General features: G+C 62.5%; 11 protein-coding genes. 7 read left to right on the top strand and 4 right to left on the bottom strand.

Going from position 1 to position 16,188, the window contains the following annotated elements; all coding sequences use genetic code 11:
* The first annotated feature begins 3 nt into the window (after positions 1-3).
* The gene (gene dacB / locus AADA15_RS16900) at positions 4-1,497 is read left to right on the top strand and encodes a D-alanyl-D-alanine carboxypeptidase/D-alanyl-D-alanine endopeptidase (protein ID WP_341642737.1); all 1,494 of its coding nucleotides are present in this window, start codon (positions 4-6) and stop codon (positions 1,495-1,497) included.
* 160 nt (positions 1,498-1,657) lie between these two features.
* Here the strand turns inward: dacB and AADA15_RS16895 are convergent, their stop codons facing one another.
* Both AADA15_RS16895 and AADA15_RS16890 read right to left on the bottom strand, forming a co-directional pair.
* Positions 1,658-3,487 (bottom strand): methyl-accepting chemotaxis protein, encoded by a 1,830-nt coding sequence (locus AADA15_RS16895; protein ID WP_341642736.1) that lies wholly within the window; start codon positions 3,485-3,487, stop codon positions 1,658-1,660.
* A 43-nt stretch (positions 3,488-3,530) separates the two neighbouring features.
* Positions 3,531-4,100, bottom strand: coding sequence for a hypothetical protein (locus AADA15_RS16890; protein ID WP_437343215.1), 570 nt, complete (start codon positions 4,098-4,100; stop codon positions 3,531-3,533).
* A 482-nt stretch (positions 4,101-4,582) separates the two neighbouring features.
* Here AADA15_RS16890 and AADA15_RS16885 point away from each other — a divergent pair, with 482 nt between their 5' ends.
* The 3 genes from AADA15_RS16885 (at position 4,583) to fdhF (ending at position 10,031) form a co-directional block, all read left to right on the top strand.
* Positions 4,583-5,470 (top strand): LysR family transcriptional regulator, encoded by an 888-nt coding sequence (locus AADA15_RS16885; protein WP_341642734.1) that lies wholly within the window; start codon positions 4,583-4,585, stop codon positions 5,468-5,470.
* 94 nt (positions 5,471-5,564) lie between these two features.
* Entirely contained in the window at positions 5,565-7,253 is a 1,689-nt protein-coding gene (locus tag AADA15_RS16880) for an NAD(P)H-dependent oxidoreductase subunit E (protein WP_341642733.1), read from the top strand.
* A gap of 3 nt (positions 7,254-7,256) precedes the next feature.
* Positions 7,257-10,031: a formate dehydrogenase subunit alpha gene (gene fdhF, locus AADA15_RS16875; protein ID WP_341642732.1), complete on the top strand. Its 2,775-nt coding sequence runs from the start codon at positions 7,257-7,259 to the stop codon at positions 10,029-10,031.
* A 129-nt stretch (positions 10,032-10,160) separates the two neighbouring features.
* Here the strand turns inward: fdhF and AADA15_RS16870 are convergent, their stop codons facing one another.
* Positions 10,161-10,442: a DUF1330 domain-containing protein gene (locus AADA15_RS16870; RefSeq protein WP_341642731.1), complete on the bottom strand. Its 282-nt coding sequence runs from the start codon at positions 10,440-10,442 to the stop codon at positions 10,161-10,163.
* Positions 10,443-10,539: 97 nt separating this feature from the next.
* On the opposite strand from AADA15_RS16870, the gene AADA15_RS16865 reads away from it, so the two are divergent.
* The gene (locus AADA15_RS16865) at positions 10,540-11,418 is read left to right on the top strand and encodes a LysR family transcriptional regulator (protein ID WP_341642730.1); all 879 of its coding nucleotides are present in this window, start codon (positions 10,540-10,542) and stop codon (positions 11,416-11,418) included.
* A 51-nt stretch (positions 11,419-11,469) separates the two neighbouring features.
* Here AADA15_RS16865 and AADA15_RS16860 read toward each other — a convergent pair whose 3' ends face one another.
* Entirely contained in the window at positions 11,470-12,108 is a 639-nt protein-coding gene (locus AADA15_RS16860; protein ID WP_341642729.1) for a TetR/AcrR family transcriptional regulator, read from the bottom strand.
* A 101-nt stretch (positions 12,109-12,209) separates the two neighbouring features.
* On the opposite strand from AADA15_RS16860, the gene AADA15_RS16855 reads away from it, so the two are divergent.
* Together AADA15_RS16855 and AADA15_RS16850 are read left to right on the top strand one after the other, a co-directional pair.
* Entirely contained in the window at positions 12,210-13,772 is a 1,563-nt protein-coding gene (locus AADA15_RS16855) for a trimethylamine methyltransferase family protein (RefSeq protein WP_341642728.1), read from the top strand.
* A 70-nt stretch (positions 13,773-13,842) separates the two neighbouring features.
* The gene (locus tag AADA15_RS16850; RefSeq protein ID WP_341642727.1) at positions 13,843-15,888 is read left to right on the top strand and encodes an oxidoreductase; all 2,046 of its coding nucleotides are present in this window, start codon (positions 13,843-13,845) and stop codon (positions 15,886-15,888) included.
* Positions 15,889-16,188: the final 300 nt, after the last annotated feature.

Genomic DNA, 16,188 nt, shown 5'->3' with positions numbered 1-16,188 from the left:
GACATGTTATCACGACGACATTTCCTACGCGCCGGTCTGGCGGCGCTTGCGGGCTCCTCTGCCGCACAGGCATTGGCGAATGCGCCTGCAATCTCCTTGCGTCCCTTGGCGCGCAAGGCAGCCCTGCCCGTTGGGTCCGTTTCGGATCTGGACACCCTGCTTGCGGGATCCGGATTGCGGGGCAGGATCGCCTGTGCCGTGGCAAATGTTGAGACCGGTGCGCGGCTTGAGACAGAAGGGGGCGAGGTCGGGTTGCCACCGGCCAGTGTCGCCAAGACGCTGACCGCGCTTTATGCCTTGGACGTTCTGGGCGCCGACCATCGTTATGCAACCCGCATCCTTGCGGCCGGAGAACTGCGGGCGGGTGTTCTGCACGGCGATCTGATCCTGGCCGGCGGCGGGGATCCGACGCTGAGCACCGATCATCTGGCGGACCTTGCGCGGTCCGTGAAGCAGGCGGGTGTGCGCGAGGTCCGCGGTGACTTCAAGGTGTGGGACGGCGCCCTCGCACGCATGGAGACGATCGATCCCGATCAGCCTGATCATGTGGGCTACAGCCCGGCGGTGTCCGGCATCGCACTCAATTTCAACCGGGTGCACTTCGAGTGGAAACGCGCGGCCAAGGGATGGTCGGTCAGCATGGATGCCCGCACCGAGAAATACCGACCCGACGTTGCGATGGCGAAGATGACTGTCAAGCACCGCGCTTTGCCGGTCTACACCTATGCCGACAAGGGCGATGTGGACAGTTGGAGCGTGGCAAGCGAGGCCCTTGGCAAGGGGGGATCCCGCTGGTTGCCGGTGCGCCATCCGGGCCATTATGCGGGGGATGTCTTTCGCACCATGGCGCGGGCGCAGGGGATCGTGCTGCGCGAGGCCAAGGTGACGGGTGTTTTGCCGCAGGCCCGTGAACTCGCCCACCACCAAAGCGCCCCCCTGCCTTTGTTGCTGAAGGCGATGCTGAAGTATTCCAACAACCTGATGGCCGAGATGATCGGGATGTCCGCGACCGCGGCCCTGGGGAAGCGCCCGGCATCCCTGAAGGCCTCGGCCGCGGAAATGACAGCCTGGGCGGCACGCAGCTATGGCGTGAAAAGCAGCCGGTTGGTGGATCATTCCGGACTGGGGGAGGCCTCGCGCATGACGGCCAATGACATGGTCTCCGTTCTGGTGGCGGCGCACCGGACAGGGCAATTGAAACCCTTGCTGAAACCCTTTCCGATGCGCGACAGCAAGGGGCGCGTTCTGAAAACGCATCCGATCAAGGTGGTCGCCAAGACAGGCACGCTCAACTTCGTCTCGGGGCTTGGCGGTTTCCTGACGGCGACCGATGGTACCGAGCTGGCCTTTGCGATCTTTGCTGCCGACAGTGCGGCGCGCGCACGGATCAAACGGGCGGACCGCGAACGCCCCCCCGGTGCGCGCAGTTGGAACCGCCGGGCCAAGGTCTTGCAGCAACGGCTGATCGAGCGTTGGGGGCAGGTCTACGGCAGCTGACTACCTATCGAACCCGAGCCGGGCCGGATTGCCGGATACGCCATCGCGGCTCCGGGCATGCCGTCACGCTTCTCCCTGGTCTTTCCGTTCCAAACGGAAACGCGCCGCCCGTCCGGGCAGCGCGCTGATTCTCCGTCTGCTTGGGTCGCAGGAGTGGCTTTTAAAAGTCCTCCCAGCCCACGGCGGCCTTGGGCGGCGCTTCGTCTGCAAAGAAGTCCTCATCCTCGCTGCCCATCGGAGGATGTGCGGCAGGTGCAGGTGCCGCCGAGAGCGTGGCGACGTTCGTTCGACCGCCCCCGGTGTTGAAGACAGAAACCTGACGTGCCAGTTCATTTGCGTCGTTGCGCAGAATCTGGGCCGCGGCGGTGGCTTCTTCAACCATGGCTGCATTGTGCTGCGTCACCTGGTCCAGCTGGGTCACACCGGTGTTGATCTCGGCCAGGGTGGTCGACTGCTCGCGTGCGCCCCCTGCGATCTCAGAGATGTGGCCGGAAATGGTGCCGACACGATCGATGATCTTCTTCAGCTCGTCGCCTGCTTTGCCAACGAGGTCCACGCCCTTGTTCACGTGCTGTGTACTTTGGGCAATCAGGCCTTTGATTTCCTGCGCCGCATCCGACGACCGCTGGGCAAGAGCGCGCACTTCTGATGCCACGACCGCAAATCCGCGACCGGCTTCGCCCGCTCGGGCCGCTTCCACACCGGCGTTCAGCGCCAAGAGGTTGGTCTGGAACGAGATGTCGTCGATGACAGAGATGATCTGCGAAATCTGTTCGGAGGAGGTTTCGATTTCCGACATGGCGTTCACGGCGTCGGTCACGACCTTGCCGCTTTGCTCGGCGGTGGATTTCGCCTCGGAAACGATGCTTTCGACTTCCTTGGCACCTTCGGCGGCCGAGCGTACACTCACGGTCAGCTCTTCCATCGCCGCTGCGGTCTCTTCCAGGGTTGCGGCCTGGCTTTCGGTGCGCTGAGACAGGTCGTTGGAGGATTGGCTGATCTCTTCGGAGTTGTCGCGGATTCGCGAAGAGTTTTCCTTCACCGCATCGATGATACCGACCATCTTTTCCACGGCCGTGTTGTAGTTCTGACGCAGGCTCTCGTATTCCGCCGCGAAAGGTCTGTCGAGTTTGTTGGTCAGATCGCCTTCGGACAGGCTTTGCAGGGCGATATTGAGGCTTTCGACAACCTTTTTCTGGCTGGCCTGAGCAGCCTTGTTCTGCTCTTCGATGTCGCGTGCGGCGGACAGCTGGTCCTTGAGGTGGTCCAGGGTCTTGGCGATCTTGCCAATCTCGTCCCGTCGATCCAGGTGGTTCACTTCGGTGTCATAGTCGCCGTCGGCAATGACATCGATGGAGTGGGTCACGTCATTCAGCGGTCGCGACAGGATCGAGCGGAGTGCAAAAACCGACAGGGTGCACATGATGACAAAGGCAGCCACCGCAAAGACCAGCGACATCATCTCGTCAAATGCGGCCTCCGCAAAGGCAACCTCGGGCGACCAGATCATCGCGACCGAGCCGACGATGACCGAGCCGTCCGCGCCAGCAGCAGCCGGGGCCGCGACGAAGTAGCCATCCGGTGAAACTTCGGTCTGGCCGGACTGCGCCGATGCATGGCCCAGTTCTGCCAGCGTGGCAAGGTCAGCATCGCTGATCTCGCCTGCGGTGGAAATCACCTTGCCGTCCTTGTTCACTGCAATGCCTGAAAGGGCGCGGCCCTCGGACAGATCGATGATCTTCTGGATGTCAGCGGCGAGCCGCTCAGAGTCCCCAAACCGGATCGCGCCACCGCTGCGGGCTGCCACGGTGATCGTGACACCGTTGCCGAGGGTGCGAACACCCTTTTCGACAGCTGCCTTGAAGGTTTTTTCGTTCTTGTAGGTCAGCGACCCAGCCACCACCAGGGTGGTGACTGCAATCAGCAGGCAGCATTTCATGAACACCGACATGCCTTTGAACAAGGATATCGAGGGAAGACGGACTTTCATTTGTGCACCTTTCGATCTTTTGAAGTGCGTGGAGTGCGCGGGACTACATCAGCGATTCAGCGTCAACAGCCACCGTCATTGCCCCGATCGGAGCGCCGGTTGCAGGATCCACAATTGTGAGTGAGATCTGAGCCTGATACGTCTGTGTCGACGCATCCATCTCAACGTCCCCGAAGTGTGCAGCATCTGGACCGACGGGGTAGGTCTGTTGGAACTTGGCCTCATCGCCCTGCCACATGTCCGATGTCGCCGCCGAGGCCGCGACGTTCAGACCCTGGGCGTCCATGACAAAGGCTTCGGTGATGCGCCCACCGGACTGCATGACCTGGTCACGCAGGAAGTCAGATGCGGCGTTCTGCAGAACCGGAGTCAGGGTCGGGGTCGATGCGGTGCCCACTTCGTTGCGCCAGGCAGTGTCCAGAGCATCGATTTGATCCTGGGAATAGCCGGAGGTCCGGGCATTTTGCCCGTTGATGGCCTCAACCAGCACCGGGGCGGCAGCCCAGCTGCGAATGCTATTTTCCAGATATGCTCTCATGCTTGGCTCGTAGTCGTTTGCCCAAACAGGGGACAGAATGAGGGTGAACAGGGCGGAACAGGTTAACGTTTTCATAAGTTTACTCTTTGCGTTACGAGGTCGGGATGCAGACCAACCTCAACGCTACGCCCAAGCCTTTACGGATGGATTAACGCAATCTTTCACTCGGTGGCGTGCTGCACTGAGCGCGGCCTGCTTTGACTTCCGAGGGGGCAGTACCGCAGAGGTCTGACCATGCCTTTTCAGGCCAAGGCCCTGTTTTGATGCTGAAATCACAAGCGACCGAACGACCAGCCCAATGTCTGCCACTGCCCAGTCTTTCATGGCCGTTCGCCGTTGAACGGAGTGAATGCAGCATCAGTCCTTTAAAATCGTCTGCATTTTTTGCTGCGGATTTTTTGCTCACTTTTTGGAGGGGGTTGACGGGGCGGTGGCGAATGAAAGCGTGATTCTGCCTGAAGCCTGGCCCGTTTTGCCGACCAGGTTGCGAGGAATGGCAGTGTTTTGCTCAACCACAGCCATTGCGGCCAACCTCTGCAAGGCCCTACTGTTCCCCCATGCTGGAACTGAGAGATCTCCAATTGCTGACGGCGCTGGCACGTCATCAGCACTTTGCCAAGGCGGCCGAAGACTGCGGCATGTCGCAGCCTGCATTCTCGATGCGCATTCGCAATCTCGAGGATCGGCTGGGCGTGTCCATCGTGCGCCGGGGCAATCGGTTTCAGGGACTGACCGGCGAGGGAGAGCTATTGGTGAGCCGCGGGCGCAGCCTGCTGGAAGAAGCAAAGGCCCTGGAGCAAGAGATCGCGGCGGCGCGCGGGCAGGTCACCGGTACTCTGGATCTGGGGGTCGTGCCCACTGCCACCAGTTTTGCGGCTCGCCTTGTCACGCGTCTGCGGCAGGCGCATCCACATATACTGACCCGGATCAACGTGATGTCCTCGGCCTCCATTCAGGAGCGTTTGCTTTCGGGCACGATTGATGCGGGTCTGACCTATGCCGACTCCATCGAGCAGACCCTGGTGCGCCGACTGCCCCTTTATGATGAGTGCTACGTGTTGATGGCCACGCCAGAGTTGGTGCGCGGGCAGGGTGAGGAGATCACCTGGTCAAAGGCCGCCGAACTGCCCTTGGGGCTTCTGGATCAATCCATGCAGAACCGCCGCATTCTGGATTGGATCTTTGCCGAGCAGGGACTGAAGCCAAGGGTGGTGTCCGAGTCGAACGGGTTCATGTCCGCGATTGTCATGGCCCGCGAGGGGCAATTGGCAACCATCCTTCCTCGGGCACTGGTGGATGCCCTCGGCCCGCTCGAAGGTACATGTGTTCTGCGGCTGGTCGAGCCGAGCCCGGCGCGCCCCATCTGCCTTGCGACCATGCAGCGTCAGTCCGAGCTGAGCACTGTGCGGGCCCTGAAGACTGTCGTTGACGCCTTTGTGCAATAAGCCTTCGTTATCGTGCCTTTGGGAATTGCGATTTGACGATATGCCATGCTGATGAAATGCCTTTGGGCATGGCACCAGCGAAGTGGAGATCGGCGTGGCACCGTTGGACAATAGCAAGGGCATCTGGAAATCCGGCAAGGGCAAGGGGCGCAAGACCCCCAAGGGGCGTCAACTGGACGATCAGGCCCATGAAGAGATCTTGTCCCTCTTGGGCGACAGGCCCCGCAATCGCGATCTTCTGATCGAGTTTCTGCATCTCATTCAGGATGCTCATGGTCATCTGAGTGCCGCCCATATCCGCGCCCTGGCAGAGGATATGCGCCTGTCGCAGGCCGAGGTCTACGAGGTTGCCAGTTTCTATGCCCATTTCGATGTGGTGCGCGAAGGTGAGACACCGCCGCCCGCGTTGACCATCCGGGTCTGTGACAGCCTCTCTTGCGAGCTGGCGGGCGCCCAACAGCTGAAGCAGGCGCTTGAGGACGGCCTGGATCCGTCCGAGGTGCGCGTCTTGCGCGCGCCCTGCATGGGCCGATGCGATACCGCGCCGGTGCTGGAGATCGGCCACAATCACATCGATCATGCGACCGCGGAAAAGACCATTGCCGCGATCCATGCGGGCGAGGTGCACCCGCAGATACCGGATTACCAGACCTATGCGGAATACGTGGCCGATGGCGGCTATCGCAGCCTTGCCGCCCTGCGCGCGGGGGGCGATTGGGAGGCAGTTCAGGACAAGGTGCTTGAGGCGGGCCTGCGCGGTCTTGGCGGGGCCGGTTTTCCCTCGGGTAAGAAATGGGGTTTCGTGCGCGCCAATCCCGGTCCGCGCTATCTGGCCGTCAACGGCGACGAGGGCGAGCCGGGCACCTTCAAGGACCGTCACCACCTTGAGCGCGAGCCTCATATGTTCCTTGAGGGCATGCTGATCGCCGCCTGGGCGGTGGAGGCTGAGAAAGCTTTTATCTACATGCGCGACGAATACCCGGCGGTGCTGGAAATACTGCACCGCGAGATCGCCGCGCTTGAGGCCGCCGGGATCGTCGAGGCAGGCTATATCGATCTGCGACGCGGGGCAGGGGCCTATATCTGCGGCGAAGAAAGCGCCATGATCGAAAGCATCGAGGGCAAGCGCGGAGAGCCGCGCCACCGCCCGCCCTTTGTGGCGCAGGTGGGGATCTTCGGTCAGCCGACGCTCGTCCACAATGTCGAAACGCTTTACTGGGTGGCGCGCATCTGCCGTTTCGGCCCCGAGGTTCTGAACACGGTGGAAAAGAACGGCCGCAAGGGTCTGCGGAACTACTCCGTCTCTGGCCGGGTCAAGAACCCCGGTGTGCACCTGCTGCCGGCTGGCTCCACCATTCGCGACATTATCGAGGCTGCGGGCGGTATGCTCGACGGGCATGTCTTCAAGGCCTACCAGCCGGGGGGGCCGTCCTCGGGGCTCTTGCCCGCGCATATGGATGACATCCCCCTCGATTTCGACACGTTGCAGCCCCATGGCACCTTCATCGGCTCGGCTGCCGTGGTGGTCCTGTCCGATCAGGACAGCGCGCGCGATGCGGCGCTCAACATGCTGCGGTTCTTCGAGGATGAAAGCTGCGGCCAGTGCACCCCCTGCCGGGTCGGCTGCGAAAAGGCGGTGAAGCTGATGCAGGCGCCGAAGTGGGATCAGGGACTTCTGGAGGAGCTGAGTCAGACCATGGTCGATGCCTCCATCTGCGGTCTGGGCCAGGCCGCGCCCAACCCGATCCGCCTGACCATGAAACACTTCCCGGAGGAGATCTGAGCCATGTCCGCGAAAATCACCTTTACCCTTGATGGCGAAGAGGTCACCGCCGAGGCGGGCATGACCATCTGGGAAGTCGCCAATGGCCGGGGCCTCAAAATCCCGCACCTGTGCCACAAGCCCGCACCGGGTTATCGCCCCGATGGCAACTGCCGCGCCTGCATGGTCGAGATCGAGGGCGAACGCACGCTGGCGGCCTCCTGCATTCGCGAACCCAGTGAAGGCATGGTGGTCACCACCAACAACGCCCGCGCCACGAACGCCCGCAAGATGGTGATGGAGCTGCTGGTCGCCGATCAGCCCAAGCAGGAAGAGGCGCACGATAAGTCTTCACACCTGTGGGATATGGCCGAGCTAAACGGGGTTTCGGAGTCGCGTTTCCCGAAACTGGAAGAAGGCCGCATTCCACTGCTTGATGACAGCCACGTCGCGATGCGCGTGAACCTGGATGCCTGTATCTCCTGCGGGCTGTGCGTGCGCGCCTGCCGCGAGGTGCAGGTCAACGATGTGATCGGCATGGCCGGGCGTGGACATGATGCCTATCCGACCTTTGATATTTCTGACCCCATGGGCGCGTCCTCCTGCGTGGCCTGCGGTGAATGTGTGCAGGCCTGCCCCACGGGTGCGCTGATGCCTGCCAGCGTGATGGATGATGCCCAGCAGGGCGACAGCAGGGATTACGACTCTGAGACCGAAAGTGTCTGCCCCTTCTGCGGGGTGGGCTGCAAGGTTTCCCTCAAGGTGAAGGACGGCAAGGTCAAATATGTCGAAGGCATCAATGGCCCCGCCAATGAAGGGCGGCTTTGCGTCAAGGGGCGGTTTGGCTTTGATTATATCCACCACCCGCACCGGCTGACCAAACCGCTGATCCGCCGCGAAGACGCGCCCGCGAAGGGGTTGAACGTGGACCCCGGCAACCTCGCCACCCATTTCCGTGAAGTCACTTGGGACGAGGCGCTGGATCTGGCCGCCAAGGGCCTGCGACAGTTGCGGGATGCAGATCCGCGCAGCGTGGCGGGGTTCGGGTCGGCCAAATGCACCAATGAGGAGGCCTATCTCTTTCAGAAGTTCATCCGCCAGGGGTTCGGCCATAACAACGTCGATCACTGCACCCGGCTGTGTCATGCCTCATCCGTGGCGGCGCTGATCGAGAACGTCGGCTCGGGCGCGGTGACGGCGACCTTCAACGAGATCGAAAACGCCGATGTGGCCATCGTGATCGGGGCCAACCCGGTCGAAAATCACCCGGTTGCCGCGACCTATTTCAAGCAATTCGCCAAACGCGGCGGCAAGCTGATCGTGATGGACCCGCGCGGCGTGGGCCTCAAACGCCACGCCGCCGAGATGCTGCAATTCCGCCCCGGCGCCGATGTGGCGATGCTGAACGCGATCATGAACGTGATCGTCGAGGAAGAGCTATACGACAGCCAGTACATCCACCGCTGGACCGAGAACTGGGAGGCAGAGAAAGAGCACCTGCGCCAGTTCACGCCAGAGGCGATGAGCCCGATCTGCGGTATCGAGCCGGAGCAGCTGCGCCGCGTGGCGCGCCTGTTTGCGGGCGCTGAGGCGGGGATGATCTTTTGGGGCATGGGCGTCAGCCAGCACATTCACGGCACCGACAATTCGCGCTGCCTGATTTCGCTGGCGCTGATGACCGGCAATGTGGGCAAACCCGGCGCCGGTCTGCATCCTTTGCGCGGACAGAACAACGTGCAGGGCGCCTCGGACGCGGGCCTGATCCCGATGTTCCTGCCGGATTATCAGACTGTGACGTCAGACGATGTGCGCAAGAGCTTCACGGATGTCTGGGGCGGCGGGGATTTCTCCAGCGAGAAGGGCCTCACCGTGACCGAGATCGTCGATCAGGTCTACGCAGGGAACATCCGTGGCATGTACATCCAGGGCGAAAACCCGGCGATGTCCGACCCCGACGCCGATCACGCCCGCGAGGCTTTTGCAAAGCTGGATCTGATGATCGTGCAGGATATCTTCCTGACCGAGACGGCGAATTATGCCGATATCATCCTGCCCGCCTCGGCGCTTTATGAAAAGAACGGCACGGTCTCCAACACCAACCGGCAGGTGCAGCGGGTGCGCCCCGCAGTGGTGCCGCCGGGCGAGGCGCGCGAGGATTGGCGCATCACCGTGGATCTGGCGCAACGGGTCGGTCTGCCCTGGGTTTATGCGGATGTGTCCGAGGTCTTTGCCGAGATGAAGCTCAACATGCCCTCGCTCGACAATATCACCTGGGAGCGGCTGGAGCATGAGAGCGTGACCTACCCGTCGCTCTCGCCCGAAGACCCTGGTCAGGCAGTGGTCTTTGGCGATGGTTTCCCGAGGGCCGAGGGGCGCGCGCGCTTTACCCCTGCCGCCGTGATCCCGCCGGACGAGGCGCCGGATGCGGACTTCCCGATGATCATGACCACCGGGCGGCAGCTGGAACACTGGCACACGGGATCCATGACGCGACGGTCCATGGTGCTCGATGCCGTGGAGCCTGAGGCGAACTGCTCGCTGCACCCGAAAACCCTTCGCAAGATGGGGGTGGCGGCCGGAGAGATGGTTCGTCTGACCACACGGCGCGGCTCGATCGAGATCATGGCGCGCGCGGATCGCGCGGTGTCCGAAGATATGGTGTTCGTGCCTTTCGCCTATGTGGAAGCTGCTGCCAATATCCTGACCAATCCGGCGCTGGACCCGTACGGGAAGATCCCGGAGTTCAAGTTCTCGGCGGTGCGGGTCGAAAAGGCCGACGGCCAGATCGCGGCAGAGTAAGCACCTTTTGCGAATTGGCAGGCGGGCGCAGAGCAGAATGCTCCGCGCCCGCGCTTTTGGTGGCGCCGCGCGATGCGCGCCGCGGTTGCGCAAAGTCGCCATCCTTGTGGCGCTGCGCGGGCAGGGGAGTCAGGCCAAAAGCGTGATTGCACTGTCTCCGGAGGCCTGACGCAGGGCGTGCACCTCTTTGAGTTCCGGGTCATTGATCCAGCCAAGCGCAGCTTCGCTGGTGTCAAATTCGAGGATGACGCCGCGCCCGGTCGCATCGCGGCTGCCTTCGATCACGCTTTGCTGGGGGCTGGAGGTGACGACCCGTGCACCGTGTTTGGCGAGGGCTGCGCCTGCCTGCTCCCGGTAGGCGGCGAAGGTGGTTTCATCAGTGACGCTGAGATTGACGTAGGCATAGACCATGGTGGCCTCCTCTGGTGGTGTTGCCGGTTCTGATTGCCAAACAGGGCGCTGCCAGAAAACGCGTGATTATCGACATGCGATATGCAAAAACGCATGCATGAAGATCAGCTGGGACGATATGCAGACCGTGCTGGCCCTAGTGCGGGGCGGTAGCCTGACCGAGGCCGGGGCAGAGCTGGGCCTGACCTACACCACCGTTGCCCGCCGGATCCGCCGCGCCGAAGACGCGCTGGGCCGCCCGCTGTTCGAACGTCGGCCCGAGGGCTATCATGCTACGGAAGAGGCGCTTGAGATTGCGCAGGCTGCCAGCCGGATGGAGGCAGAGGAACAGGCCGCGCTGCGCCGCCTGTCCGGCAGGGCTCGGGATCTGACCGGTCCCTTGAGCCTGACCGCCCCGCCCTTGTTGATCCAGACGCTGCTGGCACCGTTGCTGGCCGAGTTTACGGCATTGCATCCGCAGGTGGAGCTGACAGTCCTGGCGTCAAACGGTGTGTTGGACCTGTCGCGGCGCGAGGCGGATCTTGCGCTCCGGATCAGCCGTCAGCCGCAGGAAACCTTGGTGGGCCGAAAGCTGGTCGAGCAGATGAGCGGCATTTTTGCCTTGCCGGACATTGCAAAAGCCGCCGCCGAGACCCCGCAAGCTCCCCTCGACTGGGTGCTATACTCCGGTCATGAGGCGCCACCGCTTGCCGCACGCAAGACCCATCCCGATATCCGCGTACGCGCACGGCTTGATGACATGCCGAGCATGATTGCAGCAGCGCTGGCAGGCATGGGGGCGCTGCGGATGCCGGTCTTTCTGTCGCGGGCCTATCCGGGGTTGGTGCCCTTGCAGCATCTGACGCTGCAGCCCTATGCGCCGATCTGGCTGCTGAGTCACCGGGACCTGCAGGGATCGGCCAAGGTGACGGCGATGAAAGATGTTCTGGAGCCCTGGTTTCGCAGCAACAGATCCGTGTTTACCAACCTGTCCTGAAGCCCTCTGTGTAAATACCCCGGCCAGGGGCGCTGTTTCCTGATGCAGCCGTCAGCGATGGCGCGCCATGAAGCGGTCGATGTCCGATTGCGCGGGCCGTTTGCCGGTGAAGACCTCCATATAGGCGGGCATCCGGGCAAGGCGTCGGGCCTCATCCTCGTGCACCTGCATCGAGATATAGCCGATCTGGGTGTAGATCATGGTCAGCGCGCGGACCTCGGCCTCTTCGGCGTCATAGCCAAAGCGCATCAGCATGTCGGTCATCGCCTGCTGGCGCTGCCCATCGGCCCTGTCCAGCCGCGCCTGCAGGGCCGGGTCGCTGCGCGCCCAGTTGCGGATCGCCAGATCAAGCCTTGAATCAAAAAGCTGCGGGTCGAGCCAGCAGTCGAAAAGGTTGAACACCGCCTCAAAGACGTTCTCCGCATAGGCTTCGGTGCGGGCCACCAGCGTGCCGGTGTTCTTGTCCTCCCAGTGGCGGATCATCGCTTCGAGCAGGGCCTCACGGTCCTTGAAATGCCAGTAGAAACTGGTGCGCGAGACCTGAAGCCGCTTGGCCAGCGGCATGATCTTCACCGCTTCAACCCCTTGGGTGGTCAGCACGTCGTAAGCCGCCGTCAGCCAGGCCTCCTCGGTGGTGGCCGGTCGCGAGGGGGGCTGGATGATCTGGGGCGGGCTCATGGCATGTGGCATGGCAGCGACATTCCCGTGACGCAATTGGAGTTGACGGTAGTGAATGCTGAATTGACAGTAGTGTCAAGAATGGCGATCGTAACCACCGGAGAGGGCGCGACATGGCGGAACTTGTGGAAAAGGCGCGCGGCAGGCGGGGGCGTCGCGGTGCGCAGCGCACCGGCGCGGCGGGACAGAACGATCATCTGCGCGTCTCTTACATCAGCCGCAAGATTCCCACCTATGATATCCTGTCTGGGGAAAGCCTTGCGCAGATCGAGGCGACGGCCGAGCGCATCATGGCCGAGATCGGGATCGAGTTCCGCGAGGATCCCGAAACCGTTGCCCTGTTCCGCTCCGCGGGCGCCGAGGTGAGTGAGCTGACAAAGGACAGCTGGAACCTGAAATTCGCGCCGGGCATGATCCGCGAGATCCTGAAGACCGCGCCCGCGCGGTTCACCCAACATGCCCGTAACCCGGCCAACACGGTGGAGATCGGTGGCGATGCCATGGTGTTTGCGCCTTCATACGGCTCGCCTTTCGTGATGGATCTGGACAATGGGCGCCGCTACGGCACCATCGAAGACTTCCAGAACTTCGTGAAACTGGCGCAGATGAGCCCGAACCTGCATCATTCCGGCGGCACCATCTGCGAGCCCACAGATATCGCCGTGAACAAGCGCCATCTGGATATGGTCTATGCCCATATCCGCTATTCCGACCGCGCCTTTCTGGGCTCGATCACCGCGCCCGAGCGCGCCGAGGACAGTATCGAGATGTGCCGCATCCTGTTCGGGGCCGATTTTGTCGATCAGAACTGCGTCATCATGGGCAATTTCAACACCACCTCGCCGCTGGTGATCGACGGGATCACCTCGCGCGGGATCCGCGCCTATGCGGCGGCGGGGCAGGGGTCGATCCATCTGCCGTTCCTCCTGGGCGGGGCGGTCTCGCCGCTGACCATGGCCGGATCGCTGGCGCAATGCCTGGCCGAAACCATGGTCTCCTGCGCGATCACCCAACTGGTGCGCCCCGGCGCCCCGGCCATTCTTGGCTCCTTCATCAGCTCGATGTCGCTGCGCTCGGGCGCGCCCACCTTTGGCACGCCGGAACCGGCTCTCGCCTCGCTGGCCATGGGGCAGCTGGCGCGGCGGCTGAATCTGCCCCTGCGCTGCGCCGGGAATTTCTCGACCTCGAAACGGCCCGATGCCCAAGCGATGCAGCAGTCGATGATGTCGATGATGTCGGCGGTGCAGAGCGGCGCAAACTACATCCTGCATTCGGCGGGGTTCCTCGATGGGCTGCTTTCCATGTCCTACGAGAAGTTCATTCTGGATGCGGATCTCTGTGGTGCGCTGCATGCCTATCTGAAGGGCTTCGAAGTGAACGAGGACACGCTGGGCTTTGACGCCCTTGCCGAAGGGGGGCCCGGAGAGCACCTCTTCTCGACCCAGCATACTCTGCGCCATTACCAGACCGCCTACTGGGACAGCGCCGTGGACGACCACCAGCCCTGGGAGACCTGGGACGAGAAGGGCGGCATCGATGCCGCCAGTCGCGCCAATGCCCGCTGGAAGGCGCAGCTGGCCGCCTATGAGGCGCCGCCGCTGGATGAAGGCGTGGACGAGGCGCTGCGCGATTTCATCGCCCGCAAGAAGGCCGAAGTGGCCGACGCCTGGTACTGACCCCTTCCTATGACCCCTGATCCGTCCCACCATTCCCGCAAACGACACGCCCGGCAGGAGAGACAACAAGATGTCCAATGATCCGCTTTTGCAGCCCTACAAACTGAAGCACCTCACCCTGCGCAACCGGATCATGACCACCAGCCATGAACCGGCCTACCCCGAGGACGGCATGCCAAAGGAGCGCTATGCCGCCTATCACGCTGAACGCGCCAAGGCGGGCGTGGCGCTGACCATGACGGCAGGCTCCGCGGCGGTGTCCAAGGACAGCCCGCCGGTGTTCAACAATGTGCTGGCCTACAAGGACGAGGTGGTGCCCTGGATCAAGGCGTTGACTGACCGGGTGCATGAGCATGGCGCCGCCGTGATGATCCAGCTCACCCACCTGGGCCGCCGCACCACCTGGAACAAGGGAGACTGGCTGCCCTCGGTCAGCTCCACCCGGCACCGGGAACCCGCGCACCGCGCCTTTCCGAAACTGGCCGAGGATTGGGACATTGAGCGGATCATCACCGATTTCGCCGATGCCGCCGAGCGGATGAAGGCAGGCGGCATGGACGGGATCGAGCTGCAGGTCTACGGCCACCTGCTGGACCAGTTCTGGTCGCCGCTCACCAATGATCTCGATGGCCCCTATGGCGGTGCGAGCCTCGAAAGTCGTATGAAGCTGCCGCTGGATGTCTTGCAGGCGGTGCGGGATCGGGTCGGGGGCGACTTCATCGTCGGTCTGCGCTATACGGCGGATGAGGATCAGGCGGGCGGCATCACCCCCGAGGAGGGGCTGGAGATCTCCAAACGCCTTGCCGCGACTGGAATGGTGGATTTCCTCAACGTGATCCGGGGCCGTATCCACACCGACCCGGCGATGACCGATGTGATCCCGGTGCAGGGCATGGCCGCCGCGCCGCATCTTGATTTTGCAGGCGCCGTGAAACAGGCCACCGGCATGCCCACCTTCCATGCCGCCCGTATCCCAGATGTGGCGACGGCGCGCCATGCGGTCGCGTCGGGCCTTCTCGATATGGTGGGGATGACTCGCGCCCATATGGCCGATCCCCATGTGGTGAAAAAGATCATGGAGGGGCGCGAGGAGGATATCCGCCCCTGTGTCGGCGCCACCTATTGTCTGGACCGGATCTATCAGGCGGGGGATGCCCTGTGCATTCACAACGCTGCCACCGGGCGAGAGCTGAGCATGCCGCATGACATACCGGCCGCAGATAAGAAAAAGAAGGTCGTGATCGTCGGGGCAGGCCCGGCGGGCCTTGAGGCGGCACGGGTTGCCGCCGAGCGCGGCCATGCTGTGACGGTCTTCGAGGCCGCCGCTGATCCCGGCGGGCAGGTGCGGCTCACCGCGCAAAGCCCGCGTCGGCGCGAGATGATCGGCATCATCGACTGGCGCATGGCCCAATGCGCGGCGCGCGATGTGAGTTTCCATTTCAACACCTGGGCAGAGGCGGCGGATGTGACCGCCCTCAACCCCGATGTGGTGATCGTCGCCACTGGCGGGCAGCCCAACGGCCATCTCTTCGAGGCCAAGGAGGAAGCCGCAAATGTGATCTCGGCCTGGGATCTGATCTCGGGCGATGTGAAGCCTGCGCAGAACGTGCTGATCTATGACGAAAGCGGCGATCATCCGGGCCTGATGGCGGCCGAAGTCGCCGCCGCCGCGGGCAGCACGGTCGAGGTGATGACGCCGGACCGCGTCTTTGCCCCGGACATCATGGCGATGAACCTTGTGCCCTACATGCGCAGCCTACAGGACAAGGATGTGCGCTTCACCGTCACCCGCCGTCTGCTGGGAGTCGCGCGTAAGGGCAACACGCTGACCGCCACCATCGGCACCGATTACAGCGATCACAGCTATTCCGCCGATTACGATCAGGTGGTGGTGAACTATGGCACCCTGCCGCTGGATGATCTCTACTTCGACCTGAAACCGCTCAGCCGCAATCATGGCGAGTTGGATCACGAGGCTCTGATTGCGGGCGCGCCGCAGCAGGTAACCCGGAACGCAGACGGCGCCTTCCAGCTGTTCCGGATCGGCGATGCCGTCTCGGCCCGCAACACCCATGCGGCAATCTATGACGCTCTGCGTCTGATGAAGGACATCTGACAGGAAGGGGGAGTGTTGCGAAACAGACCGAGTCGACCGGTGATTCATGGCATTCGGACGGATCGGAGCGCGCGCTGTGGATATGTCTTGGGATAAGCCGGTGGATGATCCGGGTTGAGGTCTGCATCTTGAAGAACAGCATGCTCATCACTGCCGGACATCTCCTGTTTGGTTGCCAGTTTCTCGCAAAAATTGAGGGTAACACACTGAAATAAAACTACTTTTCAGTTTTCTTCCATTTTCTTTGATTTTAGGGTTGCGGGTATTTTGTGTTGGGACTAGAACCCCCTTCACCGGCGG

Origin of the sequence: Phycobacter sedimenti, assembly GCF_038148855.1 — a bacterium.
Taxonomy (GTDB): domain Bacteria; phylum Pseudomonadota; class Alphaproteobacteria; order Rhodobacterales; family Rhodobacteraceae; genus Phycobacter; species Phycobacter sedimenti.
The sequence above is the reverse complement of the archived record's forward strand: the minus strand, read 5'-3'. Positions and strand labels throughout refer to the sequence as shown.

Excerpts from the sequence above, each read along its gene's own strand:
- AADA15_RS16895 (WP_341642736.1), bottom strand. The coding sequence starts at position 3,487 with ATGAAAGTCCGTCTTCCCTCGATATCCTTGTTCAAAGGCATGTCGGTG.
- AADA15_RS16870 (WP_341642731.1), bottom strand. The coding sequence starts at position 10,442 with ATGGTCTATGCCTACGTCAATCTCAGCGTCACTGATGAAACCACCTTC.
- AADA15_RS16865 (WP_341642730.1), top strand. The coding sequence starts at position 10,540 with ATGAAGATCAGCTGGGACGATATGCAGACCGTGCTGGCCCTAGTGCGG.
- AADA15_RS16855 (WP_341642728.1), top strand. The coding sequence starts at position 12,210 with ATGGCGGAACTTGTGGAAAAGGCGCGCGGCAGGCGGGGGCGTCGCGGT.
- AADA15_RS16860 (WP_341642729.1), bottom strand. The coding sequence starts at position 12,108 with ATGCCACATGCCATGAGCCCGCCCCAGATCATCCAGCCCCCCTCGCGA.
- AADA15_RS16890 (WP_437343215.1), bottom strand. The coding sequence starts at position 4,100 with ATGAAAACGTTAACCTGTTCCGCCCTGTTCACCCTCATTCTGTCCCCT.
- dacB (WP_341642737.1), top strand. The coding sequence starts at position 4 with ATGTTATCACGACGACATTTCCTACGCGCCGGTCTGGCGGCGCTTGCG.
- AADA15_RS16850 (WP_341642727.1), top strand. The coding sequence starts at position 13,843 with ATGTCCAATGATCCGCTTTTGCAGCCCTACAAACTGAAGCACCTCACC.
- AADA15_RS16885 (WP_341642734.1), top strand. The coding sequence starts at position 4,583 with ATGCTGGAACTGAGAGATCTCCAATTGCTGACGGCGCTGGCACGTCAT.
- fdhF (WP_341642732.1), top strand. The coding sequence starts at position 7,257 with ATGTCCGCGAAAATCACCTTTACCCTTGATGGCGAAGAGGTCACCGCC.